Source organism: Acinetobacter shaoyimingii (genome assembly GCF_011578045.1).
Classification (GTDB): Bacteria; Pseudomonadota; Gammaproteobacteria; order Pseudomonadales; family Moraxellaceae; genus Acinetobacter; species Acinetobacter shaoyimingii.
Genome location: NZ_CP049801.1, coordinates 2,464,246 through 2,490,536, shown reverse-complemented (window position 1 = coordinate 2,490,536; position 26,291 = coordinate 2,464,246). Strand labels below are relative to the sequence as shown.

Below are 26,291 nucleotides of genomic sequence, written 5' to 3'. Positions count from 1 at the left end.
GAATTGTATCCTAGATTAGCATTAAAAAAGGGATGAAATAATCATCCCTTTTTTCATATTGACTCTAGCGTATAATAATTTTTTGAATTCGGTCATAAATAAAAATTAAAAAAGCATTAAAGTAGTATGCAACAAGTTGCAAAGCCAATAAATAAAGGATTTCACCATGACAACTAGCTATGCAAATCTATTAAAACCGCTTCATTTAGGCTTTACCACCCTTAAAAACCGTGTGGTGATGGGTTCTATGCACACAGGTTTGGAAGACCGTTTTTATAATTATCCAAAACTGGCGGCTTATTTTGGTGAACGTGCCAAAGGTGGCGTAGGGCTGATTATTACTGGGGGAATTTCACCGAACCGTTCAGGGTGGTTATTGCCTGCGGGTGGAACCATGAATACCTTGGGCGACGTTGCGCCACACCGTTTAGTGACGCATGCTGTACATAAACATGGTGCTAAAATTCTCATGCAGATTTTGCACTCTGGTCGTTATGGTTATCAACCTTTTGTGGTCTCAGCAAGTCCAATTAAATCTCCGATTTCACCATTTAAACCACGTCAAATGAGTGATAAGCAAATTTTGGATACCATTGAAGATTATGCACAAACGGCAAATATTGCCAAAAAAGCTGGTTACGATGGCGTGGAAATCATGGGTTCAGAAGGTTATCTTCTAAACCAATTTTTAAGTCGTCATGTGAATCAACGCACCGATCGTTGGGGGGGCGATATTGAAAATCGGATGCGTTTTGCGGTTGAAATTGTCAAAGCCATACGAGCAAAAGTCGGTGAGAAATTTATTATTTGCTTCCGTTTGTCCATGCTGGATTTGGTACACGATGGCAATACCATGGATGAAGTGATTACCGTGGCTCAGGCTTTAGAAAAAGCAGGGGTAACACTTTTAAATACAGGTATTGGATGGCATGAAGCACGTATTCCAACCATTGTCACCTCTGTGCCTCGTGCAGCCTTTGTTGATTACACAGCAGAAGTGAAAAAGCATGTTGCGATTCCAGTCATTGCATCAAACCGAATCAATATGCCTGATGTCGCTGAAGAAATTATTGCGACTGGTAAAGCTGATATGATTCAAATGGCTCGTCCGTTCTTGGCAGATCCATTTTGGGTCAATAAAGCGGCAACGAATCGTGTAGATGAAATCAATACCTGTATTGCATGTAATCAGGCATGTTTAGATCATACCTTTAAAAATCAGCGTGCAACCTGTTTGGTGAATCCACAAGCAGCTTATGAGACTGAATTGGTCTATGTTAAAACCAAGAAACCAAAACGCATTGCGGTTGTCGGTGGTGGTGTTGCGGGAATGTCTGCGGCAACAGTTGCAGCAAGCCGTGGACATCAGGTGACTTTATTTGAAGCCAGTCATGAAGTCGGTGGGCAGTTTAATTTAGCCAAAGTCGTTCCAGGCAAAGAAGAATTTCATGAAACCATCCGTTATTTCAAAGTACAAATTGAAAGGACTGGTGTAGAGCTACGCTTAAATACCAAAGTCAATCGTGAACAGCTTGAGCGTGAAGGGTTTGATGAAGTTGTAGTGGCAACAGGTGTGATTCCACGTGCATTAAAGATTGATGGCAGTGATGCGCCGCAAGTGCTGTCTTATGCTGAAGTACTTCGTGGTGCGCCTGTAGGCGATAAAGTTGCCGTGATTGGTGCGGGCGGAATTGGGTTTGATGTGTCTGAATTTTTGTTAAAACCTGAACATCAACCACAACCGCAACCTTTAGAGGATTGGAAACGAGAGTGGGGTGTAGACCCGAATCCGAACTATATGACCGAAGGTGGTTCAGTTCCTCCTGAGGTGGAGCATCCAGTACGTGAAATTTACTTGATGCAACGTAAAACCACGCCATTGGGCATAGGTTTAGGGAAAACGTCGGGTTGGGTGCATCGTGCACAGTTGAAGAAGCACCGTGTACGTATGCTGCGTGGTGTGCAATATAAAGCAGTGACCGATGAAGGTTTATGGGTTGAGATGGAGGGCAATGATCAATTGTTGCGTGTAGATACGATTGTGGTCTGCGCAGGGCAAGAGTCAGTGCGGGAAATTATGCCATCTGAGACTGAAAAAACCTTGGCAAAATATCATATTGTAGGTGGCGCAAAGCTTGCAGGTGAACTCGATGCTAAGCGTGCAATACGTGAAGGCGCTGAAATAGCAGCCAAATTGTGATTTTTTATGAGAATTTGGTGAAAGTATATGCACTTGAATGCTTTCACTGTAATTTTTACTTGTCAGATTTATAAAAGCTCCGTATTATGGCGCACATGGAAGCGTGGCAGAGCGGTTTAATGCACCGGTCTTGAAAACCGACGAGGGTGTGAGTCCTCCGTGAGTTCGAATCTCACCGCTTCCGCCAAATATCAACGACTTAGCCCCGAATATCGGGGCTTTGTTGTTTTTGGGGTTTATGCAACGTAAGCAAATAATAAGCAATAATATTCAATTTAATTCTCAAAATAAAATTTACAAACTACACTCAATATCAAGTTAAGTATTTTGGAGGGGAAAATGGAAAATGCGGCGCAGTTGTTTTTAGAAGCTGAATGGGAATATATTTCTTCAAATGAAATGTATGATATTTATTTTGATATATCTAATAGTTTGCGTCAAAAAGAACAAGAATTAAAAGAAAGTGAAAAAACAGACAGTGCCCAAATTTTTGGGTTATTAGTCAAAGTTACATCCATGTCGCTTGTAAATAGCATAAATGAACCTTACAAGGCTTATATAGAAAATTTTCAAACAGGTCAGAGATCAACTATCCCAGATGATTTTACTGTTGATGATTTGGCAACTTTTGAAAGCTTCCTTACGGTTGTTACTGAGCCATTTTTGAAAGCTAGGCTCGCTGATTTACTTTGGTTGCTTCAAAAACGACGTAATCCAGAGCATGCAAGAATTGTAATAGACTTATATCTTCTATGCGAAATTGATGAAAAGTCATGGCATAAAGGTGTAAATAATTATTTGTCACGAGCAATACAATTAAGTCTACAACTCAAAGATTATGAGCGTTTAGACACTATTAAAGCAAAATTATTTTCAGCATTTCTTTCTGAATATTCAAATTTAAAATATATGAATTTTTGGATAGCGGATTTAATGGATAATTTCAAAATAGATAAGGATTTTGAAAAAGATATTGCAGAGTCACTGTTTATTAGAGCAAGTAATTTAAAATCACAATCAGATTATCTCATTGCAAGGGGGTATTTTGATTTAGCAGCAAAAAAATATAAGAAATGTGCTTTGGAAGATGATTGGGTTAGGTCTTTAGTTGAAATTGCTGAAACTTTTGAATCAGAGGCAGATCTAAGGAGTCATGATAGCAACCTCGTTGCTAATTCTTTTTATGAAAATGCAATTCAGGCTTATAGAAAAATTCCAGTAAAACATAGAGCTAAATATGGTGTTGAAGAGAAAATCCAAAAATTAAAAACAAAAAAAAATTTATCAGGACAAGCTTCGCTTGACGAAATGGTTACATTTGAAACAGAAAAATATGATATTTCACCATTAGTTGAATCATCTATTGCTCATGTGGCAGGTAAACAAAGCCCTCAGCAGGCTTTAGTCTATTTCTGTGGTTTTAGTGGTGCTAATTACCAATCTTTAAAAACTATTTCAAAAGAATTAATCAGAACTAGTGTCTTTGAAAATATTTTTGGAAAATCTCAAATGAGCGTAGATGGGAGAATCATTGCACGTATTCCAGCGCTTAATAATGAAGTTAGTTTAGATCATCCAGAAAATGAACTTTTATTGCATAGTAAAATGTATCAGAATTTTACTACCGATGTTCAACTAAAAGTGCAAGGAAGTATCCTCCCTGCATTACGACAACTATGTTTAGAACATCGATTTACAAAAGATTTACTAATTGCTATTTGTGAGCAATCACCACTCGTACCAGATGGAAGAGCTGAGTTAACAGGTAATGCGCTGTGGTTTGGCTTCGAAGAAGAATTTGGTACAGCAATTCATTTACTATGTCCTCAATTAGAGAATATTGTACGAACTGAACTTTTAAAAGTTGGCGCACATACAAGACATATTGATTCAGAAGGAATTGAAAATGAAAATGGGTTAAGTACATTAGTGACTTTGCCTGAAGCAAATGAAGTATTTGGTGAGGATTTGCTTTTTGAAATAAAATGTATATTTACTGAGTCTCTTGGATTCAATTTGAGAAACCAAGTTGCTCATGGATTACTTGATGATGAACACTCATCATCAATAGCCACAGTGTATGGGTGGTGGATGGTACTTAGACTGATTATTAATTCTTTAGTAACAGGAAGAATTAAATAATTATCGAAAAACCTACTCATGCCTAATATTTTAAAATAGCTTTCATTGGTGGGGGATGGTGATAGTTTCCTATTCATCATAGTGCAGAATGGTAAAAAGCGCTTCCGCCAAATTCTAAGACCCCAATCGAGAGATTGGGGTCTTTTTATGGTGTGTAGAAATGCTTTACTCATAGATACAAATGAATAAAAATGATGAGTGTACATTTATAGAATCATTTTTGTATCAAAGTAGCTGACAATAATAAGGACAATAACCATGCGAACACTCGTCACGATTATCGTTGGAATGATTATATTCATGATCATTTTTATGTTGCTCAAACACATTAAAAATAAATCAAATTTTCGTTTAGCGATGTGGATTTTTCTTCCACTTTGGTTGGTTATAGTGAGTTGGAATATGTACCATGGCATAAGTTTAGGTTATGGTTTTATGGAAGAAATCCCATTCTTTTTAATCAATTTTTTGGTTCCCATTTTCCTTGCTTTTCTCGTGTTTAAAAGTCAATTTGCTAAGCAAATGGATTAGGCAAGTAGACTAAGCAAGCTTTAATTCCACATGAATTAAACATGAATTAAAATGCTGAATGAACTCCATTGGGCAATTTTTGAGAATTATAAAAACTGAAAAACTCAATTTCGTATTAGTTCGTTTTCTGAGAAAAATTTAATGCTAAGGTTAATTGCTAAAAGTATGAGTGACTTTCTCAACACAAAATTATTGCTTAGTTGAACAATCAGGATAGAAATTCATTATGGAAGCTGAAAATAAAAGCCGTTTAAATAAATTGGATTTGCAAAAAAATTCTCGCCCAATTCGTTTAGGGATTGTGGGTGGTGCAAGTGGTGGTTTCATCGGACCCGTTCATGCGATGGCTGCACGTATGGATAATCGTTATCGTATCGTTGCAGGGGCATTGTCTTCACGTGCTGAAGTGGCAAAGTCTGCTGGTGCGGAATGGTTTATTGATCCTGAGCGTTGTTATACCGATTATAAAGAAATGGCACGAATCGAATCGCAACGTGAAGATGGTATCGAAGCGGTGGCAATTACGACACCTAATTTTACCCATTTTGATATTGCAAAAACCTTCTTAGAGGCAGGTATTCACGTCATTTGTGATAAGCCAATGACAACAAGCCTTGAAGATGCATTAGCACTTGAAAAAATCGCCAAAGATTCAGGTCTATGCTTTATGGTACCGCATGTATTCTCTGCCTATGCAATGGTTCGTCAAGCAAAAGCGATGGTTGCAGAAGGTTTATTGGGTGATATTCGCCTTGTGCATGTAGAGTTTATGATGGATTGGCTTACCAATCCAATCGAGCAACAAGATGGCGGACAAGGCAACTGGCGTACAGATCCAACAAAATCAGGACCAGGTGGTGGTAGTGCAGACATCGGCACGCATGCATGGCATCTTGCACAATTTATTACCGGTCAAAAAATTAATGCTGTGTTAGCGCAAGTCGAAGCGATTGTACCAAATCGTCGTTTAGATGATAACGTACAGGTACTTACACGTTTTGAAAATGGTGCGCGTGGTACGATTTTAGTGAGTCAAGTTGCCCCAGGGAATGATTGTGAAGTGAGAGTGCGTATTTATGGTTCGAAAGGAAGTATCGAATGGAACCATAACGAAATGAATAAATTACGCTATACCTCTGTCGATAAGCCGACACAAATTATTTCACGTGGTGATTTCGGCTTATCAAAATCGAGCTACTTAGCAACATGGTTGCCTAAAGGTCATCCTGAAGGCTATATCGAAGGTTTTGCACAACTCTATTCTGAGTTTGCTGTGGCGATTGAAAGTCATCGTACAGGCGAAAAACCAGAGGTTGCACCCATGTATTCAGATATTCATGATGGTGTGAGTGGCGTATTGTTTGTTGAGTCTATCTTGAAATCTCACCATAACGGAAATGTCTGGGTCAGTCCTGCAGAAGTCCTTGCATCGTACAAAAAAGGTTGAACTACTGAACGGAGAAAGCGTTCATTTCTTCTAAAATATGAAACCATAAAGTCATGTGTGATACAGGCTTTATGGTTTTTTTATATGTATTTGACCGTTGTTTATTGAATTTTAGTTGCTGAAATGAAGTACAAAACAGATGATTTTCTGTAAGTGGCAAGATGGAATCGCATTTTGCTTCCAGACTGACCAAAGTCAAAATTCCACGGTAATACTCATACTCCCCACAATCAATTATTCTCATCTCACTCAAAAACAAACAAATCTGATTTATGCTTTATAAGGTGATGGATGATTTACACGACATATTGCAAACAGGATATTTCGTGATTCATCTACTATCTACTATTTCTAGCGAAGTTATAGCGCAATCAAACGCACATCAGACAAAAATGGCATTTTACTCAATATGCTGATGAGCTAGCGAAAAGGCATCCTATCCCAAATGCCAACAGTATTGAATCGTTATATCTGAAGCAGTTTGACTTTGACCTCGTTGACTATTTGGTTGAACATACCTACGCGTATCAAACTAAATTCATATCATTTCATGATTGATGAAAGTCGTTCACTGATTATTATGCAAAAAAGGCAGGCTTCTAATGTAAAAAAACCTGAACCCCTACAAAGTTAAATTTGACTTTAACTCGAGTGGTTCAGGTTTTTTAATACTCAATTACTGGGTTTGAGTATTTGTGATTTGCTTGTTACTTATATCGTTTCTTTTATCGTTTTTTATATAAAAGTCATATGCAGACAACCATCTTTAGGTTTTATTTTTAGTATAGATGTCAATCAGTACTGCACCCAGTAAGACTAAACCTTTAATGACTTGTTGATAATCTACACCAATTCCCATGATTGACATACCATTGTTCATCACACCCATAATGAATGCACCAATCACAACAGCAAAGACTTTACCCACACCACCAGCTGCAGATGCACCGCCAATGAAACAGGCAGCGATCACATCTAATTCAAAACCGAAACCACCAGAGGGTGTAGCACTATTTAATCGCGCTGTAAAAATGAGTCCTGCAAATGCAGCAAGAATACCCATATTGACAAAGGCCAAAAACACGACTCGCTCAGTGTTAATACCTGAAAGTTTAGCTGCTTTTGCATTTCCACCAACCGCATAAATACGACGACCAATCGTCGTTCTGTTCATAATGAAAGTATAAAGTGCAACGAGCACACCCATAATGATTAAAACGTTTGGCATGCCACGATAACATGCTAATAAATAAGAGAAAGCAATAATAACAGCACTCAGCGCTAAATTTTTTAACACAAAAAACAGTGTCGAACTCGTACTGATTTCATGTAATGTTGCCAGTTTACGTTGACGTAATTCGAGGAAGAAAAAAGCAATACTGACAACAACACCAACTAAGAGTGAAGTCATATGGAACTCTTCGCCAAAAAACTCAGGAATAAAACCTGAACTGAGCGTATTAAAGCTATCTTCAAAAGGACCAACAGATTGTCCCTCAAGCGCAATCAGTGTCAAACCTCTGAATACCAGCATTCCTGCCAAAGTCACAATAAATGAGGGTACTTTCCAATAGGCAATCCAATAACCTTGAATAGCACCAATGAGCGCTCCTACAAATAAACAGATGAACATGGCTGGAATAAATGGCATTTCATTTGTCACCATGAGCGTAGCAGCTAATGCCCCTGTGAAACCAACGACTGAACCAACAGAAAGATCAATGTGTCCACTGATAATCACCATGAGCATACCTAATGCCATAATGACAATATAACTATTTTGTAAGATCAAATTTGTCAGGTTAAGTGGGTCGAGCAAAATATTATTTGTAGAGAACTGGAAAAATGTGACAATAATAATTAAGGCACATAAAAGACCATATTCCTTGAGCCCATGAGCTAAAATATTTGTATTATTTATATTAGTTGTATTATTCACTTTAGATCTCTCCATTTCTCATAATTGATCGCATAATGACTTCCTGATTTGCATCTTTCGCTAGGAACTCACCGACAATTTTTCCTTCATTCATGACATAAATTCGATCACACATGCCTAATAGCTCTGGCATTTCAGAAGAAATCATGACAATGCATTTACCTTCTTGGGCAACTTGATCAATAATGGTGTAAATTTCATATTTTGCGCCGACATCCACGCCACGTGTCGGCTCATCGAGAATCAAAACATCAGGTGCGGTAAACAGCCATTTGCTAATGACGACTTTTTGTTGGTTACCCCCAGATAAATTCTCTGCATGTTGTTCTACATCTGAACTGCGGATACGAAGTTTATTTCGATACTCTTTTGCAATTTTGGTCTCTAGATATTCATTCACGACCAAATGTTTTGAGATCCCTGCCAGATTGGCTAAAGACGTATTCTTTTTAATACTTTCCTCGAGTAATAGGCCATAACCTTTACGATCTTCTGTGACATAGGCGATGCCATTATCAATCGCTTTACGTACTGTTGAAACATCGACCACTTTGCCGTGAATAGAAACCGAGCCACGAATATTTTTACCGTAAGTTTTTCCGAAAATACTCATTGCGAGTTCAGTACGACCTGAGCCCATCAATCCGGCAATACCCACAATTTCACCTTTACGTGCTTTGATGTTGATGCCTTTAATGACTTCGCGTGATGCATGATTGGCATGATTAACACGCCAGTCTTTCACTTCAAATAAAACCTCACCAATATTCGGGGTGCGTTTTGGGTAGCGGTCTTCCATATCTCGACCCACCATAGCCTTGATAATGCGGTCTTCACTGACCTCATCTTCTCGACAATTGAGATGATCTACAGAAGCACCGTCACGTATGATGGTAATACTATCGGCAATTCGTGATATTTCATTGAGCTTGTGAGAGATAATAATTGAAGTGACGCCTCTTGCTTTTAACTCTAAGAGTAGGGTTAATAAACGATCACTATCATTGTCATTTAAACTGGCTGTAGGCTCATCTAAAATCAACAGTTTGACTTCTTTTGATAAGGCTTTGGCAATTTCAACCAGTTGCTGCTTGCCTATTCCAAGATCGGTAATGAGAGAATCTGGAGAATCTGTCAAACCGACTCTAGTCAGAACTTCTTTGGTTTTTTTATAGGAGCTATTCCAATCAATAATGCCGGCTTTAGATTGTTCATTGCCGAGGAATATATTCTCGGTAATGGAGAGCATTGGGACTAATGCGAGCTCTTGGTGAATAATAATAATTCCTTTTTGTTCACTTTCATGAATACTTGAGAATTTCTGCTCTTCACCTTGATAGATGATTTGACCATCAAAAGTACCGTAAGGGTATACGCCACTTAGAACTTTCATTAATGTAGATTTGCCAGCACCATTTTCACCACAAATGGCATGAATTTCTCCTGTTCTGACAACCATGTCGACATTACTGAGTGCCTGAACATGTCCAAAACACTTTTTAATGCCACGCATTTCTAATATAGTTTCCATACAGTAACCTCTGCTGATCACGATACTAATCAGCATGAATCCATAATAATCGCCTTGTATTTTGTTTAAGCGCTTCAACATGATGCGCTAAAACATATTTTTATTTGATTTGCTTGGCTTTGTAATAACCAGATTTGATGAGCACAGCATCAAAGTTCGTTTTATCCACTAAGATTGGCTTAACCAAATAAGTTGCGACAAATTTATTGCCATTGTTATACGATTTGGTGTTATTCACAGGAACGGGTTTGTTTTTAGTAATTGCATCCACCATATCAACGACTGCTTTTGCTAATAGTCGCGTGTCTTTAAAAACAGTTGATGCCTGCTCTCCACGAGCAATGGCTTTGACATTTGAAATTTGAGCATCTTGACCAGGTACGATTGGCATTGGTTTTTTCGCTGTGCCATAACCTGCTCCTTTTAGAGAGGATATAAGACCTGTTGCGATATTATCGTTTGGAGACAAAACAGCATGTATACGATTATTGCCACTATAAAAAGCACTGAGTAAGTTATCCATACGTGCTTGAGCTAGTGCACCGTCCCAGCGTAAAGTTGCCACTTTGGTGAGTGTGGTTTGCTTACTGCGTACAACAAGCTTACCTTTTGCGATATATGGATTGAGAACAGACATTGCACCCGCGTAGACCATATGTGCGTTATTATCATCGAGTGAGCCTGCAAACAACTCAATATTGAATGGGCCTTTACCTGCATCTAATCCTAGTTTTTGGACAATAGAAGTAGCTTGAAGTACACCGACTTGGTGATTATCAAAAGTTGCATAATAATCAACATTAGCCGTTTTCATAATTAATCGATCGTATGAAATGACTTTGACGCCTTTTAACTTCGCTTTTTGCAATACATTCGACAACGTTACAGCATCTACTGGACTAACAATTAGAACTTTAGCACCAGATGTAATCATATTTTCAATTTGGGCAATTTGCGTCGCAACATCATAAGTTGAATACTGTAAATCAGTTTTATAACCTTTAGCTTTTAGGTTTTGGACGATGTTATTACCATCCATGACCCAACGTGCTTCTGTTTTATTTGGCAGGGTAATACCAATTAACTCACCAGCCGCATAAGCACAATTTGCAAATGTGGCTAAGGTAAATACAGTGAGAGAGGTGGTTAGCGTTTTATATATTTTCATTGTGAGTTTCCTTTAGCTTTAAGCGAAATGAATGTGAGTAAATCGGTTTAAATTCCATTTAAAATTACATCACTGCTTCAAAAAATGATTGTTATAACAGCCTCTTAGGGTTTGTATTGCTACCCATTCATTAAAGAGAATAATTATCCTGAACAATTGCTATATATTTTTAGTCTGAATAGTCCTTGACCATAACGAATGGGATCACTGCTATATAACTTTCTTTTATTCTTAGAGTCTTTGGAACAAAAGAGCTCTAAATTTATTCTCCTTATTGTGTTACGACGTTCCTGTCGCTTCTATCCATTTGTCCCTATGATTGATAACGGGTTGGAGTTGTTATCTGTTCATTTGCAGAATAAGAGCAATAAAAATGGAAAAAAAGTCGAAAATTGAAAAAGTATTTTTCGTTTTGCGAAAGAATGAAGTCATATTTTATTATTTTTTAGAAATTATGAGGCACAAGACACGTGCATTCATGTCAAAAGTGAAAAAGTGTTTTTAGAAATCGCTATTTTCTTTAAAAAAGGGCTTGTATAACCTAAGAATAATCAAGAACAAGTCATTTTTTGAAGTTATCGTTATTATTAATATGATTAAAAGGAAGTAACTATATGGTAAAAGTAGCAATTCTTGGTGCCGGACGCATCGCTCAGATTCACGCTAAAAGTGCATTTCTAAACACACAATGTGAGCTTAAATTGATTGCTGATCCTTGGAAAGAGGGTGTAGATAAATTAGCCACTGAATTAAATTGTGAAGCTGGCTATGACTATTATGAAGCAATTAATCGTGATGATATTGATGCTGTTGTGATTGCAACTGCAACGGATCTACACATCGATTTAATGTTACATGCGGTCAAGTGCAAAAAGCCAGTCTTGTGTGAAAAACCCATTGATTTAGATTTCGCACGTTCTATTTCCGCAGTTCAAGAAATTCAAAGTCGTCATGGTCAAGTCATGTTGGCTTTTAATCGACGTTTTGACGAAGATACAATGGCCATTAAAAATGCCATTTTGAACAATGAAATTGGTGAAATCCGTCAGGTCATTATTACCAGCCGTGACCCAGGTATGCCAGCAGTCGAATATATGAAATCCTCAGGTGGAATATTCAAAGATATGACCATTCATGATTTTGATGCTGCTCGTCATCTACTGGGTGAAGAACCTGTTGAAATTTTTGCGACAGCAAGTCGTTTGGTTGACGAAAAATTAGCGACAATTAACGATTATGATACTTGCAGTATTACCTTGAAAACAAAATCAGGTAAGCAATGTATCATTAATAACTGTCGTGAGGCAGTGTATGGTTATGATCAACGTATTGAAGTCTTGGGCTCTCAAGGTTTGTTAAAAACTCAAAACCATCGTCCATCGACCCTGAAAAAATATACGCGTGATACGACGGCTTCACAACAACCGTTGTTGAACTTCTTCTTAGAACGTTATATTGGCTCTTATCGCACAGAGTTTAATGTATTTGTCTCTTGCCTTGTCGAAAAACAAGCGTTTCCAACCAATCTATTTGATGGGTTACAAGCCCTTTATTTGGCTGTATGTGCGATGGAATCAGTGGAAAGCAATAAAGCCATTCGTATCAATCCTGAAGGTCCTTCAAAATATTTTACGCTTTAAAGCATCAGTCAGGTGTAGAGTTATTTATTCTCAAATGAAGTATGTCTCGGCATACTTCATCGCTTCATCGCTTCATCGCTTCATCGCGAAATAATGGCATTTGATATGAAACGCTCAATGGACCTAAGTTTAGGTTGAAAAATAACCTTATCTAAAAAATTATCTCTGAGTAAACATCATCTTGAGCAAAGATGATGATCAGATCAGCAAAGAATAACAAGAGTAAAATCAAGATCATCAATTCGGTGTCTTCTGTTCAGTCAGCACACGTGAACTCATCATCATTCAATTTCAATATAAAGAAATTTTCGTCGATATATTTATGATTCAGACAATATCGATTTCAATCGTACAATCAAAAAAGTCATAAAAAATGCAGCTTAGTTCAGCTGCATTTTTTTAGGCTGATGGTTCAATTCTTTATAAAAAAACTTCAATTCCATTCTTGCCAGCAGAATCAAATAAAGCCGCAAGAAGTACAGAAATATTGTGTGCTTGAGTCTCTGGTATCTGTGATGGTTTTCCATTGGTATAAGAATCTATAAATGCATTTAACTCACGGTCAAAATAGACAGGGTTGCCAATCTCTGCAATATCTGGCGAGTATTCAGTTTTCTTGGTTGCCCAAATTTCAGGAAAACTCGTTTCATTCCACTCTGTCCAGCCTTCCGTTGTGCCTTCTACCTTACCGGTTTGATAAAGTTTATAAGAAGACGGAAGTGAGCGTGAAGACATAATGCCTTCTGTACCATAAGCGGTAATATCCCAGCTTTCAGTCCATGGAAGTACATCCCACGCCATGAAATCTACAACAACAATTTTATCGTCATAGTTCAGAATTGCACCTGCAGCATCTTCACGAGACTCTTCACCTTTAAAGTCTTTAAATTTGGTGATACGGGCATTGACAGATTTTGGCATCCCAAAATGAAGCAGTACGCGGTCAAATAGATGACAACCAATCACGAAGAAGGCACCGCCTAAATCGCCAGGCTGTCTCATATGTGCTGTTGCAGCTTCATTGTGAGAACAACCTGCATGTGCTCGAATTTGTACAACTTTGCCAATTTTACCTTGCTGAATTACATCATGCATGACGTTAATGGATGGGGCAAAACGCCAGCAATAACCGACTTGTACGAAACCGTTATGTTCTTTGACAGCATCCACAATACGCTGAGTATCTGCTACACCACGACCTGCTGGCTTTTCGACTAAAACAGCTTTGCCTGCTTCTAAGGCAGCAATGGAGAGATCAGCCATTTCATAGCTTTTTGAGTGGATAAGAATGATATCAATATCTGGATTATTTAGAATATCTTCCTTGGTTCGTTCTACAAGATTTAAAGCCTCACAAAATGGTTTTAGAAGTTCGCTATGATCTGCTGCACCATAAATTTCAATATCATTGCGTCGTTGTAATGCTTTTACACGCCCTGAAGTATGTGGGTGGGTAATCCCTAATAACGCAACTTTTAATTTATTTTTTTTCAAAATACAACTCCTGTAAAGAAAATCTTTCAGTCCTGAATAGATTCACGTTATCTTTTTCTAATAGGGTGATAAAGAATTTTTAAGGAAATGATTATTTCAATTATGAAATAATCATTTGTACTTTCGTTGAATCATATGACCTTAATAGGTGATAAATACATGAGTTGCAGTTGCTAGAATGAAAAACTTAAGTGCGAATAGAATTCCAGTAGCGCTCGTATTCATTATTCTTGAAATCTTCAATTAAGAAATCGATAAACAACCTATTTTTTATAGGCATAAATTGCCTGCTTTGAAAAGTAATATTGATTGTTAATTCGGGCAGTTGCCAGTCGGTAAGGATTGGAATGAGTCGACCTTCAACAATATCTTGATAAATAATATAGAGGGGCTGAATCAAAATCCCAGCGCCATTTAATGCCGCAGATCTGACAATTTGACCGTCATTGGTCTCCATCACTGGATCAAGTGTGAAATTTTGCACTTCGCCATCTTTACTGAAGTTGAGTACTCTTGGGTTATTGGCATGGCTATAGAGCAAAATATCGTGATCTTTGAGATCTTCAATGTATTTTGGCTTTCCATTCCTTTTTATATAATCATAGGATGCTGCCAAAACTCGATGTGTCGTCGCGAGTTTCCTAATGGTTAAATTTGAGTCAGGTTCAAATTCACGCGTTCGAATGGCAATATCAATATTACTATCGATGATGTCATGGTAACGATTTGCACCAATTAAATTTATTTTTATTTTTGGATAAATTTTATTAAATTTAGGGATTAAAGGTGTAAGGTGCATAATCGCAAATGAAATTGAAGACGTAATCGTGACGGTGCCTTCAGGTTCAACTGCGGCTGAACTAATGGATGATTCAGCCTGCTTAATTTCAGAAAGTAAATCTTTACATTTTTTATAATATTCAAGACCAATTGTTGTTAAGGATAAGCGACGAGTACTGCGTTCAATCAATTTTACATTCAGTCTATTTTCTAATGCAGCAATATGTCGAGTTGCTGCGGCATTGGATATTTCTAATTTTTCTGCTGCTTTGTTTAGCGTACCAAGCTCTGCAACTGCAACAAAGAGCTCCATACTGATTAATCTATCCATCTTCTTACCTATTATTATTCCTATTATTATTCCTATATTGAAATAAAGATTTTCTTAACCAACATTTTATTTCTATTACAACAAGCTTAGCATGAGATTAAAGGAAGTAAGGTTGTGTTAGGGAAAAATTATGAAAAATTTAGATGAAAGAACGATCACTCAGGCCGTGATCGAAAGAAACTCTTTGTCTTCCAATGAGCGATTAAAAGACGTCATGCTGTCTTTAGTGCAACATCTGCATGCATTTGCTAGAGAAGTTCAATTAACCGAGGAAGAATGGGAAATTGGGATAAATTTTCTCACCGAAGTGGGGCAGATTTGTAGTCCAACACGTCAAGAATTCATTCTTTTATCAGATACATTGGGTTTATCCACTTTAGTTATTGCTCAAAATCATAAAAAACCTATGGGCTGTACTGAAGCAACAGTATTTGGCCCATTTCATGTCCAAGATGCTCCCCATTTAGAGTTGGGGGATAACATGAGTGAAGGTGTGAAGGGGATACCTTGGTTTGTCAGTGGTGTCATTAAAGGTATTGATGGTGAAATGATTCCAAATGCTGTGATTGATGTTTGGCAAGCCGATGATGAAGGTTTTTACGATGTACAGAAAACAGATTTAGAAATATACCAAAGTCGAGCCATTTTTCATGCAGATCAGAATGGCAAATATTATTTTCAAACCATTGTTCCTGAAGCCTATCCAATTCCTCATGATGGCCCAGTCGGTAAAATGCTTGAAGCATTAAATCGACATCCTTGGAGACCCGCACATCTTCATTTTATGATCTGTGCGCCTGATTATGAACGTTTAGTCACGCATATATTTAAGGCTGAAGGCACTTATTTGGATTCTGATGCAGTTTTCGGCGTTCGCTCTTCACTAATCGCTGAGTGGATTAAACATGAGAATGGTGTCGCACCGAATGGTGAATATCAAAATAATCCTTTCTATACCTTAGCGTTTGATTTTATTTTAAATAAAAAACTAACTCAGGATGAGGGGGCTTAAATGATCAATAAAAGTACCACATCCCTAGAACATGTACTGTCTCAAATCACGAATGGCTCTACTATCATGATTGGTGGCTTTGGCACCGCAGGTCAGCCTGCCGAACTCATTGATGGCTTGTTGGATTTGGGTATCACAAATTTGACCATTGTCAGCAATAATGCAGGTAATGGTGATTATGGTCTGGCAAAATTGCTCAAAGCAGGTGCTGTAAAAAAAGTGATTTGTTCTTTCCCACGTCAGTCTGACTCATGGGTGTTCGATGAACTGTACCGTGCAGGCAAAATCGAGTTGGAACTGGTCCCCCAAGGTAATCTGGCTTGCCGTATTCAAGCTGCGGGTATGGGCTTGGGGGCAGTATTTACCCCAACAGGTTATGGAACATTGTTGGCAGAAGGAAAAGAAACCCGTCATATCGATGGCAAAGATTATGTGCTCGAATATCCGATCCATGCTGATTTTGCCTTGATCAAAGCGCAGCAGGGCGACCGCTGGGGCAATCTGGTTTACCGTAAATCAGCACGTAACTTCGGTCCAATCATGGCGATGGCAGCGAAAGTGACTATTGCGCAAGTATCCGAAGTGGTCGAACTGGGTGAGCTAGATCCTGAACATATCATTACTCCAGGTATCTTTGTGCAACATGTGGTTCAAGTTGAACCAACAACACCATTGCAAACTGCATAAGGAGAATGGCATGAGTTATCAAAAACTCAACCGTGACCAAATTGCTGAACGTGTGGCTCAAGACATTCCTGATGGTGCTTATGTCAATCTTGGTATTGGCTTACCGACCAAGATTGCGAGCTACCTGCCTGCAGATAAAGATGTTTTCTTACATTCAGAAAATGGCTTGTTGGCATTTGGACCACCACCATCAGAAGGTGAGGAAGATCCTGAACTGATCAATGCGGGTAAAGAATACGTCACTATGTTAAAAGGCGGTGCGTTTTTCCATCATGGAGATTCATTTGCGATGATGCGTGGTGGACACCTTGATATTGCTGTCCTCGGTGCTTTCCAAATTGCAGCCAATGGTGATTTAGCTAATTGGCATACGGGTGCACCGAATGCGGTTCCTGCTGTAGGTGGCGCTATGGATCTGGCTGTGGGTGCCAAGAAAGTCTTTATTACGACCGATCATGTTACCAAACAGGGCGAACCCAAAATTGTGGCAGAACTGACTTATCCTGCGACAGGTCTGAAATGTGTAGACCGAATTTATACCGACCTGTGTGTCATTGATGTCACGCCTGAAGGTTTGAAAGTATTGGAAAAAGTCGAAGGATTAAGCTTTGACGAACTACAAGCAATGACGGGTGCAACACTGATTGATGCAACTGCTTAAATCCCTACCTTTAGACCTTTAGAAAGGAAGGCAAAGTTCCACTTTTAAAGGGGATTCAGAGGGGGAAAGTTTAGGGATTCTAATGATTTGGGATATAAATAAATGAAAAATGCCTATATTGTCGATGCCATTCGGACGCCGTTTGGTCGTTACGCTGGATGCCTAGCCTCTGTTCGTGCTGATGATTTGGGGGCACTTCCGATTAAAGCCCTCATGCAACGTAACCTAAGTGTAGATTGGCAGCAGGTCGACGACGTGATCTATGGATGTGCCAATCAAGCGGGTGAAGACAACCGTAATGTCGGACGCATGTCAGCACTGCTTGCAGGTTTACCATACCAAGTACCAGCGACGACCATTAACCGTTTATGTGGTTCATCATTGGACGCGATTGCGATGGCGGCACGTACCATCAAAGCAGGTGAGGCAGATATTATCATTGCAGGTGGCGTAGAAAGCATGAGTCGCGCTCCATTTGTGATGGGCAAGGCTGAAACTGCTTATGGTCGCACCCAAAAGATTGAAGACACCACCATGGGTTGGCGTTTTATCAATCCCAAACTCAAAGACATGTATGGTGTGGACACCATGCCACAAACTGCGGAAAACGTGGCCGAACAATTTCATATTAGTCGTGCAGATCAGGATCAGTTTGCTTTAACCAGCCAGCAACGTACGGCTGCAGCACAAGCCAAAGGCTATTTCACCAATGAAATTGTGCCTGTAACGATTCCACAGCGCAAAGGTGATCCGTTTGTGATCGATACCGATGAACATCCACGTGCCACCACATTGGAAGCTTTAACCCAACTCAAACCTGTGGTGAAAGCTGAAGGCACGGTCACTGCGGGTAACGCTTCGGGTATTAATGATGGGGCAGCGGCACTGTTAATTGCATCAGATGAAGCACTCACAAAATATAAATTGAAAGCACGTGCCAAGATTATTGCAGCTACGACTGCGGGTGTTGAACCACGCATTATGGGTTTTGCTCCAGTCCCTGCGATTAAGAAATTACTGCAACAGACCAATCTGACTTTGGCACAAATGGACGTTATTGAACTCAATGAAGCTTTTGCCGCTCAAACTTTGGCCTGTACTCGTGAGCTAGGTTTGACGGATGACGATGCTCGTGTCAACCCAAATGGCGGAGCGATTGCATTGGGTCATCCACTCGGCGCATCTGGTGCACGTTTAGTCACGACAGCCTTGAACCAGCTTGAACAAACAGGTGGTCAGTACGCCTTATGTGCAATGTGTATTGGTGTCGGTCAGGGCATTGCTTTAATCATTGAACGAATTGAGCATTAGTTTTTCAAAACTTTTTCTCAAAACTTTCTATAAAATCTTGTGATTAAAAAAGGATCTATATATGGGATCCTTTTTTAATAAGTTTAATCCTCTATTTTAACTGTGATTCACGGATATGCCATAGATTTAAAATAGAGATGGGCAGCGCCATGAGTTAAGTTGCCACAATAAGTTCATCACTCAAGTCTTCATATTTGGTTTTACTTCATTATTTTTCTGTTTAATACGGTTTCTCTAAAAATCATTTAATACTGTTTCTCTAAAAATCTAATGTCTTTCTATAAATTGAACTTACCATTGCAAATATTTAAAACTCAAACCGAAATCTTAAGTTTTATATTTCTGAAATTGTCTTTTTCAATTTTGATTCAAAGCAAATGCGTAGCAACTTAGACAGCAGAATAATTTGAAATTTGATTTATTTTACTGAACGAAAGATACAATTGAGTAATCAGTAAAGCCTGAAACAGCTCAGGTGATTCTGCAAGAATATGTACATTAAGAAGTACATAGCCGCTTTATCATGAGAATTAAGCTCACGATTCAAGTGAATAAAAAGTTGGATTAAGCAGAATTTAGATGAAATTCATTCAGAATTATTTTCACAGCGCATTTAAAAAAGATAAGTATCTAATTTTTATAATTAAATTTTAAGTAAAATGATTCTTTTCATTTATGAAAATAATAATTTCCTTAATCGTTGTTTTTTACTTCTTTTATAAAAGATAGGATGAATTAAATCTTAAGTTATATGGAACATTATTAAATTAATGGAAGATATTTTAATTAAAAGTCTTGAAGAAGAGCGCTTCAAAGCAATCGTTGAAAAGCGATATGAAGATTTTGCAAAACTTGCACATCCAGATATGACGTATACCCATACAAGTGGTATTACAGATTCAAAAGAATCCTATTTAAGTAAATTATTTGGTGGTTTTTACGATTATAAATGGATCGAACACCCGATTCATAAAATACAGATTATTGGTGATGTAGCACTCGTATTTGGTGAAATGCATTCAGATTTAGTTGCTGGCAATGTCGCAAAAAGCTTAAAGAATAAGTCACTGGCTGTTTGGAAAAAAGAAAATAGCATTTGGCTTTTTTACGCCTATCAGCCAACGCCAATACCATAAGGATGATGATGATGATGAAAAATGAGTTTGAATATAACGTTCCGCAAAGTCGTGTGATTTTTGGTGCTGGCTCTCTCAAAAAATTAAAAAATGAAATTGAACGCCTCGGCGCAAAAAAAGCTTTGATTTTATCGACCCCTGAACAAGTTGAACTTGCACAAAAAATATCAGATATCTTGGGGCATGATGCGGTAGGTATTTTCCCTAAAGCGGTGATGCATGTTCCAGTTGAAACAGCTAAAGAAGCTGTTGCTGTTGCCAGAGAGCTGGGAGCGGACTGTGCAATTGCAGTAGGAGGAGGATCAACTACGGGGCTTGGAAAAGCGATTGCACTTGAATACGATTTGCCCATTCTTGCAATTCCAACGACGTATGCAGGATCTGAGATGACCCCTGTTTATGGCATTACTGAGAATGGAATAAAGAAAACGGGTAACGATCCTCGCGTGTTACCCAAGACCGTGATCTATGATCCAGAGCTGACTTTAAGTTTACCGATTGAAATGTCGATCACCAGTGGTATTAATGCAATCGCACATGCTGCTGAGGGGTTATATGCCCAAAATGGTAATCCGATTATGTCCTTACTCGCCGAAGAAGGCATTAAATCCTTAGCAGATGGACTCCGACTATTAAGAAAAAATGATCAAGATATTGAAGCCCGTAGTCTATGTTTATATGGTGCTTGGTTGTGTGGTTATGTGCTGGGTAATGTTGGTATGGCCATACACCATAAGCTTTGTCATACCTTAGGTGGAAGTTTTAACTTACCTCATGCAGAAACGCATACCATCATTTTGCCTCATGCAATTGCATATAACGAAAAAGCTGCACCAGAAGCCATGATGCGTATTAAACGAGCATTGGGAGCTTCGGAAGGTACTGCAGCCCAAGCACTATTTCAGCTCATTTCAGAGCTAAATGGACCAACCTCACTTGAATCCTTGGGATTAAGCGAAGCAGATTTAAATAAAGCCACTGAAATCGCATTATCTAACCCGTATTGGAATCCTGAACCCATTGAAAAAAATGCCATTCGAGCATTACTTCAAAATGCTTTTGAAGGTAATCGTCCAGCCTAATGAGGCATTTAATTCAACTTACAAACCGCATCTATCTGTCTTATGACACATAAGGCAAATAGATAAATGATTCAAAAAAGGAATTTTTGAGAATGAAAACAAAAATAATTACCTCGACCTTAGGCGCGACAATTCTTACAACATCGCAGTTGGTCACAGCACTGGAAACAAATGGCTATTTCCGAACTGGTATTGGAGCAACCGATAACGGCGGAACACAAGAGTGTTTTAGATTAATTGGTGCTCACTCTAAATACCGATTAGGTAATGAATGTGAGCAATATGCTGAACTTGCTGCTACTCAAAATTTAGTGGAATTCTCTGATGGCTCCAAAATTGACATTAAGGGAATGTTACAACTCTATAATCAATACGATCAATCCCTGACTTTTAATGGGGATAATGGTTTTACACGATTAAGAGAAATTTATTTGGAATGGAAGAATGTTCCATTTTTAAATGGCGGTAACTTTTGGGCGGGTAGAAGATACTACAATCGTAATGATATCCATATGACTGATTTTTTCTATTGGAATCAGAGTGGTACTGGGTTTGGTATAGATCGCTATAAGTTTGATGATTTTGCCTTAAGTTATGTTTTTTCCAGAAAAGATAATGCATTTCAAGAAAACTACATTAATCGGCACGATTTAACTGTCCAAGATATTCAACTGAATGATAAAAATACATTGAATGGAGGGGTGTCATATATCGATGCTAAAAATAAAGGTCTTGCTGTTACGCTGCAATTGGTAACCTCAGATGTACTGAATGGAAAAAATACGGTTGCAGTGCAATATGGTGAAGGTCCTGGAACAGCGTTAAGTCATACAGGAGATTTTCATCTAACTCGAAAAAATAAAACATTTCGAGTACTCGATGTCTTAGATTGGGAAAGTGACAACAAAATATTTAATGGGCAGGCGCAGATTCTTTATCAAGTGAATCGTAACGAAAATACTGACGATACCAAATGGTTTTCTGCTGGTTCTCGAACGTCTTACGTCGTTAAAGAACATTTTAAAATTACAGGGGAAGTTGGATATGATCAAATCAGTGATAAAAATCAGACTTACAACCTCAGTAAAATCACAATTGCGCCAACTTGGTCATTAAAAGGCACAGGTTATAATGATCGACCAGAGTTAAGACTCTTTTATACCTATGCATTTTGGAACGACAATGAGCAAATGCGAAGAGATTCAGTCCATCCAGACAGTCGTTTCTTTAATACTTCGCACGGATCTAATATTGGAATTCAGCTCGAACATTGGTGGTAATGATAGGCTCAGCATTATGCTATTGAATATGATGATGAGTTAAAATGCATTTAGTATAAAAGCCCAACTAGATTGATTGGGCCTTTTAACATTGAACCATTATTATGATATTGAATATCAAGCTAATTCAAACCAAGACAGTTTTTCAAACCTAGATGTGACCTGAATAGTATTGAATAGGGCTGAACAAAGATGCTGTTCAGTTTAGTGAAAAATAACCCATAATAGGGACTGATATCTTGCTGTATATGACTATTTATCAGGAAGGTAGCTTTATAATCATTGGATGATTTACTCGCCCTTCATTTCAAGCTCTATTTTTAGGTTCGCACAATCTTATTTTTTAATTTAAATACTCCTAAGAGTATTTAAATGATTAATGAATTAAAGATGCATGAGTTTCAGCAGCATTTATTGAAAGTAGCGTATGGTTTTTTCAAATGATTCTTGTGCCATCTGTTGTAATGGTTTTTTACGATGAACTTCAGAAATCACTTCAACGCCCCAAGGACCTGCAAATCCTGTAGATTTGACCGCATCGATAAACAGTGCAAGATCTAAATCACCATCACCTGGCAATTGACGTTTGTGAATCGTATCTAAAAATAAGTTCTCAAGTGGATAACGATTTGCATCATCCAATTCGATACCTTTAATCAAATGCTGAGGAATACTGCGAATATCATTAAAATCAATATTTGCACGTGCCACATGCCAAATATCTAACAATATCCCTGCATTTTTACGATTCGCATTTTGAGCAATTTCGATGGCAGGTGCTAAAGTATTTAAATTACAAAATGGCATAAATTCGATCATGACGGCGGTATCAGATACAGCGGCTTGATCTGCTATTTTTGCAAAGTTTTCCGTCATTAATTCAATATTTAAAGGATCATCTGCAGGACCTGAGCCTAGTTTGATGGTGCTCACACCAACTTCTGCGGCTACTTCCAGCATTTCTGCACGAATTTTATCGGATTGACGACGAATTTCACCGCTACGATACCAATGTTCTAAAATTTCAATTTCAAAGTATTTCATGCCAAATTCATTTAAGATTTGACGCATTTGTTTGTAGCCGAGTTTATCAGCAACAGCCATCAAATCGTTATGGACTAAACCAACGCCTTTATAGCCTGCTTCAGCTGCAGCTTGTACACGATGTGCAAATGAAAATGGACTGACTTCAGAAGGAGCACCTGGGTAAACATCCCCGCCAATGGTGAAGTAAGCAGCAATCAGTTCTAAATTTTTTTGCATGAAAATGTCTTCCTTTACATATACATATTTTTTAGAAAGACTAGCAATTAATTTTCATCAGAAAAACATTAAAAAGTTAAAACACTATTTCGTTTTTGGCGTTAATCCCTAATCAAATATCTAAAGCATCTTTTAAAGTTGAAATAATCTTGTCTGCTCAAGCCATTTATAAAATCAGCAAATAAATTTTATAAAATCAGCAAATAAATTGAAATCACGATACATCATTCTAGGCATTAAAAAGAAAAATGAGTGTTTTAGAAAAGCCAGTCGTTCGTGGTGTGAATGTAAGTCAGCGTATTTTTAAATAACCTAAAATGACATCATACCTTTGAAAACGTTGATCATACTGGCTATTTTGCTCCATCTATCTAAACAACAAAAAATATATTCAACATGAATAAACCAGATCAACATACCTTAAGCAGACATAGCGCCGAATACACCGCAAAAGCTGAAAATAAGTTTTTCATTTTTATCGCTGATAAAAGAGAGAAATTAGACAACAATATTTTAAAACGAATATAGCCCCGCTCGGCTAACATAATTAATGGAGAATAGGTATATGGACATCGGTCAAAATAAAATACGCATAGGCATTGCACCGATTGGTTGGCGTAATGATGATATTCCTGAAATTGGTAAAGAAAACACCTATAAGCAAATTTTAAGTGATGCAGTTGTTGCGGGCTATGAAGGTACAGAAATTGGCGGATGTTATCCGACTGATCCTGAAGAATTAAATAAAGAAGTGCGTCTCCGAAAAACCAATATTATTGGCCAATGGTTTAGCGGTTATATCATTCGTGATGGCTTAGAACAAGCGCTTATTGATTTTGAAAAACATTGTCAATTTTTACACGCTGTTCATGCTGATGTCGTGGTTTATTCGGAGCAAACCTATAGCATTCAAGGCAATGGACAATGTGTCTATACGGAAAAGCCGTACTTTTCTGATGAAGAGTGGCAACAACTTGCCGATGGTTTAAATGTTTTTGGTGAATTGGCGCTGAAATATAATTTGAAATTGGTATTTCATCATCACATGGGAACTGGTGTACAGACTAAAGAAGAAGTGGATCGTTTAATGGCCATGACAGATCCAACCAAAGTATTTTTGCTGTATGACACTGGGCATATTTATGTATCTGATGGAGATGCATTGTCGATGTTGCACCAATATATTGATCGGATTGCGCATGTGCATTTTAAAGATGTACGTCTGGAGCCATTAGAGCAATGTAAAAAAAGCAATAAATCATTCCTAGACTCATTTTTACATGGCATTTTTACTGTGCCGGGGGATGGTGTCATTAACTATCAAGAAATTTATGATTATTTGACCGAGCATCACTATCATGGTTGGATTGTCATTGAAGCTGAACAAGATCCAAAAATTGCGAATCCCTTAGAATATGCATTAATGGGTAAGGAGTTCATTGAAAAATTACAAAAAAACAAAGTGTTAAATAATTTTAATCATGTTTGAGATGGAGTTACTGTAGGGCGTTGTTTTGATTTTTTTTGATTCATTGTGCTTTAGCAACGATAACCAAAATGACGCTCAAAAACTTGCCTAAAATATTGTGCACTGCTGTAACCAATTTGATTGGCCACGTATTCAATTGAAACACCTTCTTTAAGTAAAATTTGTGCATGTTTCATGCGAATTTCTAATAAATAATGCCCAATTGTTTTACCTGTATATACTTTAAATAAGCGCTTTAGATCACACTCATTGATACCCACTTGTTTTGCCAAAGCACGAATCGTAATTTTTTGCTCAAAATCGGTTTTTAGAATTTCAATTGTTTTGGTGATGGAAACTGGGACTTCGTCAGGCTTTGTATTGTTATCGAGCAATAAACTCATTAATTCCAGTGCTGCACCTTCCAAATGCAATAGATCTATAGACGATTGGGCAAAAGGAAGATTCAATAAATAGTGTGCTTGATGTAAAACATTTTTATTTGGAATAGTGATGGTTTTTAATGCAGAACCTGAACCTGATAAAAAGAATTTAACCAGTTCATGATGTTGAAAATTGCTCTCCAAAATCTCAAGAAATGTTTCATTAAAATCGAGTGTAATCAGGGACATTTCTTTGTTTTCTTGAAGATAAATGGTTTGTAGACCTAAACTGCCTTTACGCAAAATAATCATAGGCGATCGAATGTGATATTCATGATTCGTGCTATGGTTTTTAATGTGATGCGTGCCAGAGAGTAAAATGGTGATGCCAAATGCATTTGTCGGAGATTCAGCACTCATTTTTAATGGTCGATCCACCCAATATTTGCCCTTGCCTACACAGAGTTTTCCAAAATCATAAATTTCACTATAGCCTTCGCCTTCCGAAGGGTTGAAATGATTTAAGTGGTGATTCGGCAAGGGTGAGTACATATCTAAAAAAAGATCACCAACTTGTTTTAACACAGCCTTGTGGGAATCAATGTAAATAGACATCAGGGTGCTCATAATAAGTATAAATGAGAATCATTATCATTAAAATATTTAAGCAAGTCAATATCTTTTAAAGTTATAGATCGTTATTTTATGTCAATGTATTAAGGGGGGAATTAGGGGCTATTGCTATTTCACAAGGCTTGTCTGCAATGACAAGAGACCCTTATTCATATCTTAAAATAATGAATGA

Annotated in this window: 20 protein-coding genes and 1 tRNA gene; 14 read left to right on the top strand and 7 right to left on the bottom strand. The window is 37.9% G+C overall.

Annotation, left to right across the window (positions count from 1 at the left end; genetic code table 11):
* The first annotated feature begins 166 nt into the window (after positions 1-166).
* The 5 genes from G8E00_RS11170 (at position 167) to G8E00_RS11150 (ending at position 6,320) form a co-directional block, all read left to right on the top strand.
* The gene (locus G8E00_RS11170) at positions 167-2,200 is read left to right on the top strand and encodes an NADPH-dependent 2,4-dienoyl-CoA reductase (protein ID WP_166224660.1); all 2,034 of its coding nucleotides are present in this window, start codon (positions 167-169) and stop codon (positions 2,198-2,200) included.
* Positions 2,201-2,297: 97 nt separating this feature from the next.
* Positions 2,298-2,387 (top strand) — tRNA-Ser (locus tag G8E00_RS11165).
* A 152-nt stretch (positions 2,388-2,539) separates the two neighbouring features.
* Positions 2,540-4,342, top strand: coding sequence for a DUF4209 domain-containing protein (locus G8E00_RS11160; RefSeq protein ID WP_196781986.1), 1,803 nt, complete (start codon positions 2,540-2,542; stop codon positions 4,340-4,342).
* Between the two features lie 258 nt (positions 4,343-4,600).
* Positions 4,601-4,873, top strand: coding sequence for a FeoB-associated Cys-rich membrane protein (locus tag G8E00_RS11155; RefSeq protein ID WP_166224657.1), 273 nt, complete (start codon positions 4,601-4,603; stop codon positions 4,871-4,873).
* 226 nt (positions 4,874-5,099) lie between these two features.
* Positions 5,100-6,320: a Gfo/Idh/MocA family protein gene (locus tag G8E00_RS11150; protein ID WP_166010769.1), complete on the top strand. Its 1,221-nt coding sequence runs from the start codon at positions 5,100-5,102 to the stop codon at positions 6,318-6,320.
* Between the two features lie 766 nt (positions 6,321-7,086).
* Here the strand turns inward: G8E00_RS11150 and mmsB are convergent.
* The 3 genes from mmsB to chvE all read right to left on the bottom strand — a co-directional run bounded on the left by mmsB (position 7,087) and on the right by chvE (position 10,958).
* Entirely contained in the window at positions 7,087-8,259 is a 1,173-nt protein-coding gene (mmsB, locus tag G8E00_RS11145) for a multiple monosaccharide ABC transporter permease (protein WP_227591364.1), read from the bottom strand.
* Between the two features lies 1 nt (position 8,260).
* Positions 8,261-9,790, bottom strand: a complete 1,530-nt coding sequence (mmsA, locus tag G8E00_RS11140) for a multiple monosaccharide ABC transporter ATP-binding protein (protein WP_166224654.1) — start codon at positions 9,788-9,790, stop codon at positions 8,261-8,263.
* A 100-nt stretch (positions 9,791-9,890) separates the two neighbouring features.
* On the bottom strand, positions 9,891-10,958 hold the full coding sequence (gene chvE / locus G8E00_RS11135) for a multiple monosaccharide ABC transporter substrate-binding protein (RefSeq protein ID WP_166224651.1): 1,068 nt from the start codon (positions 10,956-10,958) through the stop codon (positions 9,891-9,893).
* A gap of 614 nt (positions 10,959-11,572) precedes the next feature.
* Here chvE and iolG point away from each other — a divergent pair.
* Positions 11,573-12,598 (top strand): inositol 2-dehydrogenase, encoded by a 1,026-nt coding sequence (gene iolG, locus G8E00_RS11130; RefSeq protein WP_166224648.1) that lies wholly within the window; start codon positions 11,573-11,575, stop codon positions 12,596-12,598.
* Between the two features lie 420 nt (positions 12,599-13,018).
* Here iolG and G8E00_RS11125 read toward each other — a convergent pair whose 3' ends face one another.
* A complete protein-coding gene (locus tag G8E00_RS11125) occupies positions 13,019-14,092 on the bottom strand; it encodes a Gfo/Idh/MocA family protein (RefSeq protein WP_227591363.1) in 1,074 nt (357 codons plus the stop codon).
* A gap of 187 nt (positions 14,093-14,279) precedes the next feature.
* Positions 14,280-15,203: a LysR family transcriptional regulator gene (locus G8E00_RS11120; protein WP_166224645.1), complete on the bottom strand. Its 924-nt coding sequence runs from the start codon at positions 15,201-15,203 to the stop codon at positions 14,280-14,282.
* Between the two features lie 130 nt (positions 15,204-15,333).
* On the opposite strand from G8E00_RS11120, the gene G8E00_RS11115 reads away from it, so the two are divergent.
* The 7 genes from G8E00_RS11115 to G8E00_RS11085 all read left to right on the top strand — a co-directional run bounded on the left by G8E00_RS11115 (position 15,334) and on the right by G8E00_RS11085 (position 22,372).
* Positions 15,334-16,215, top strand: coding sequence for an intradiol ring-cleavage dioxygenase (locus tag G8E00_RS11115; RefSeq protein WP_166224642.1), 882 nt, complete (start codon positions 15,334-15,336; stop codon positions 16,213-16,215).
* On the top strand, positions 16,216-16,902 hold the full coding sequence (locus G8E00_RS11110) for a 3-oxoacid CoA-transferase subunit A (RefSeq protein WP_166224639.1): 687 nt from the start codon (positions 16,216-16,218) through the stop codon (positions 16,900-16,902). It abuts the gene before it with no gap.
* Positions 16,903-16,912: 10 nt separating this feature from the next.
* Positions 16,913-17,563, top strand: a complete 651-nt coding sequence (locus G8E00_RS11105) for a 3-oxoacid CoA-transferase subunit B (protein ID WP_166224636.1) — start codon at positions 16,913-16,915, stop codon at positions 17,561-17,563.
* Positions 17,564-17,665: 102 nt separating this feature from the next.
* The gene (gene pcaF / locus G8E00_RS11100) at positions 17,666-18,874 is read left to right on the top strand and encodes a 3-oxoadipyl-CoA thiolase (protein ID WP_166224633.1); all 1,209 of its coding nucleotides are present in this window, start codon (positions 17,666-17,668) and stop codon (positions 18,872-18,874) included.
* A 770-nt stretch (positions 18,875-19,644) separates the two neighbouring features.
* Positions 19,645-20,010, top strand: a complete 366-nt coding sequence (locus G8E00_RS11095) for a nuclear transport factor 2 family protein (protein WP_166224630.1) — start codon at positions 19,645-19,647, stop codon at positions 20,008-20,010.
* 11 nt (positions 20,011-20,021) lie between these two features.
* Positions 20,022-21,092, top strand: a complete 1,071-nt coding sequence (locus G8E00_RS11090) for a maleylacetate reductase (RefSeq protein WP_166224627.1) — start codon at positions 20,022-20,024, stop codon at positions 21,090-21,092.
* A gap of 92 nt (positions 21,093-21,184) precedes the next feature.
* On the top strand, positions 21,185-22,372 hold the full coding sequence (locus G8E00_RS11085) for a maltoporin (RefSeq protein WP_166224622.1): 1,188 nt from the start codon (positions 21,185-21,187) through the stop codon (positions 22,370-22,372).
* A gap of 411 nt (positions 22,373-22,783) precedes the next feature.
* Here the strand turns inward: G8E00_RS11085 and G8E00_RS11080 are convergent, their stop codons facing one another.
* Positions 22,784-23,635 carry a sugar phosphate isomerase/epimerase family protein gene (locus G8E00_RS11080; RefSeq protein WP_166224619.1) on the bottom strand — a complete coding sequence of 284 codons (852 nt, stop codon included), beginning with the start codon at positions 23,633-23,635 and terminating at the stop codon, positions 22,784-22,786.
* Positions 23,636-24,200: 565 nt separating this feature from the next.
* On the opposite strand from G8E00_RS11080, the gene iolE reads away from it, so the two are divergent.
* Positions 24,201-25,124 carry a myo-inosose-2 dehydratase gene (iolE, locus tag G8E00_RS11075; protein ID WP_171522901.1) on the top strand — a complete coding sequence of 308 codons (924 nt, stop codon included), beginning with the start codon at positions 24,201-24,203 and terminating at the stop codon, positions 25,122-25,124.
* A 50-nt stretch (positions 25,125-25,174) separates the two neighbouring features.
* Here iolE and G8E00_RS11070 read toward each other — a convergent pair whose 3' ends face one another.
* Positions 25,175-26,101 carry an AraC family transcriptional regulator gene (locus G8E00_RS11070; RefSeq protein WP_166224616.1) on the bottom strand — a complete coding sequence of 309 codons (927 nt, stop codon included), beginning with the start codon at positions 26,099-26,101 and terminating at the stop codon, positions 25,175-25,177.
* Positions 26,102-26,291: the final 190 nt, after the last annotated feature.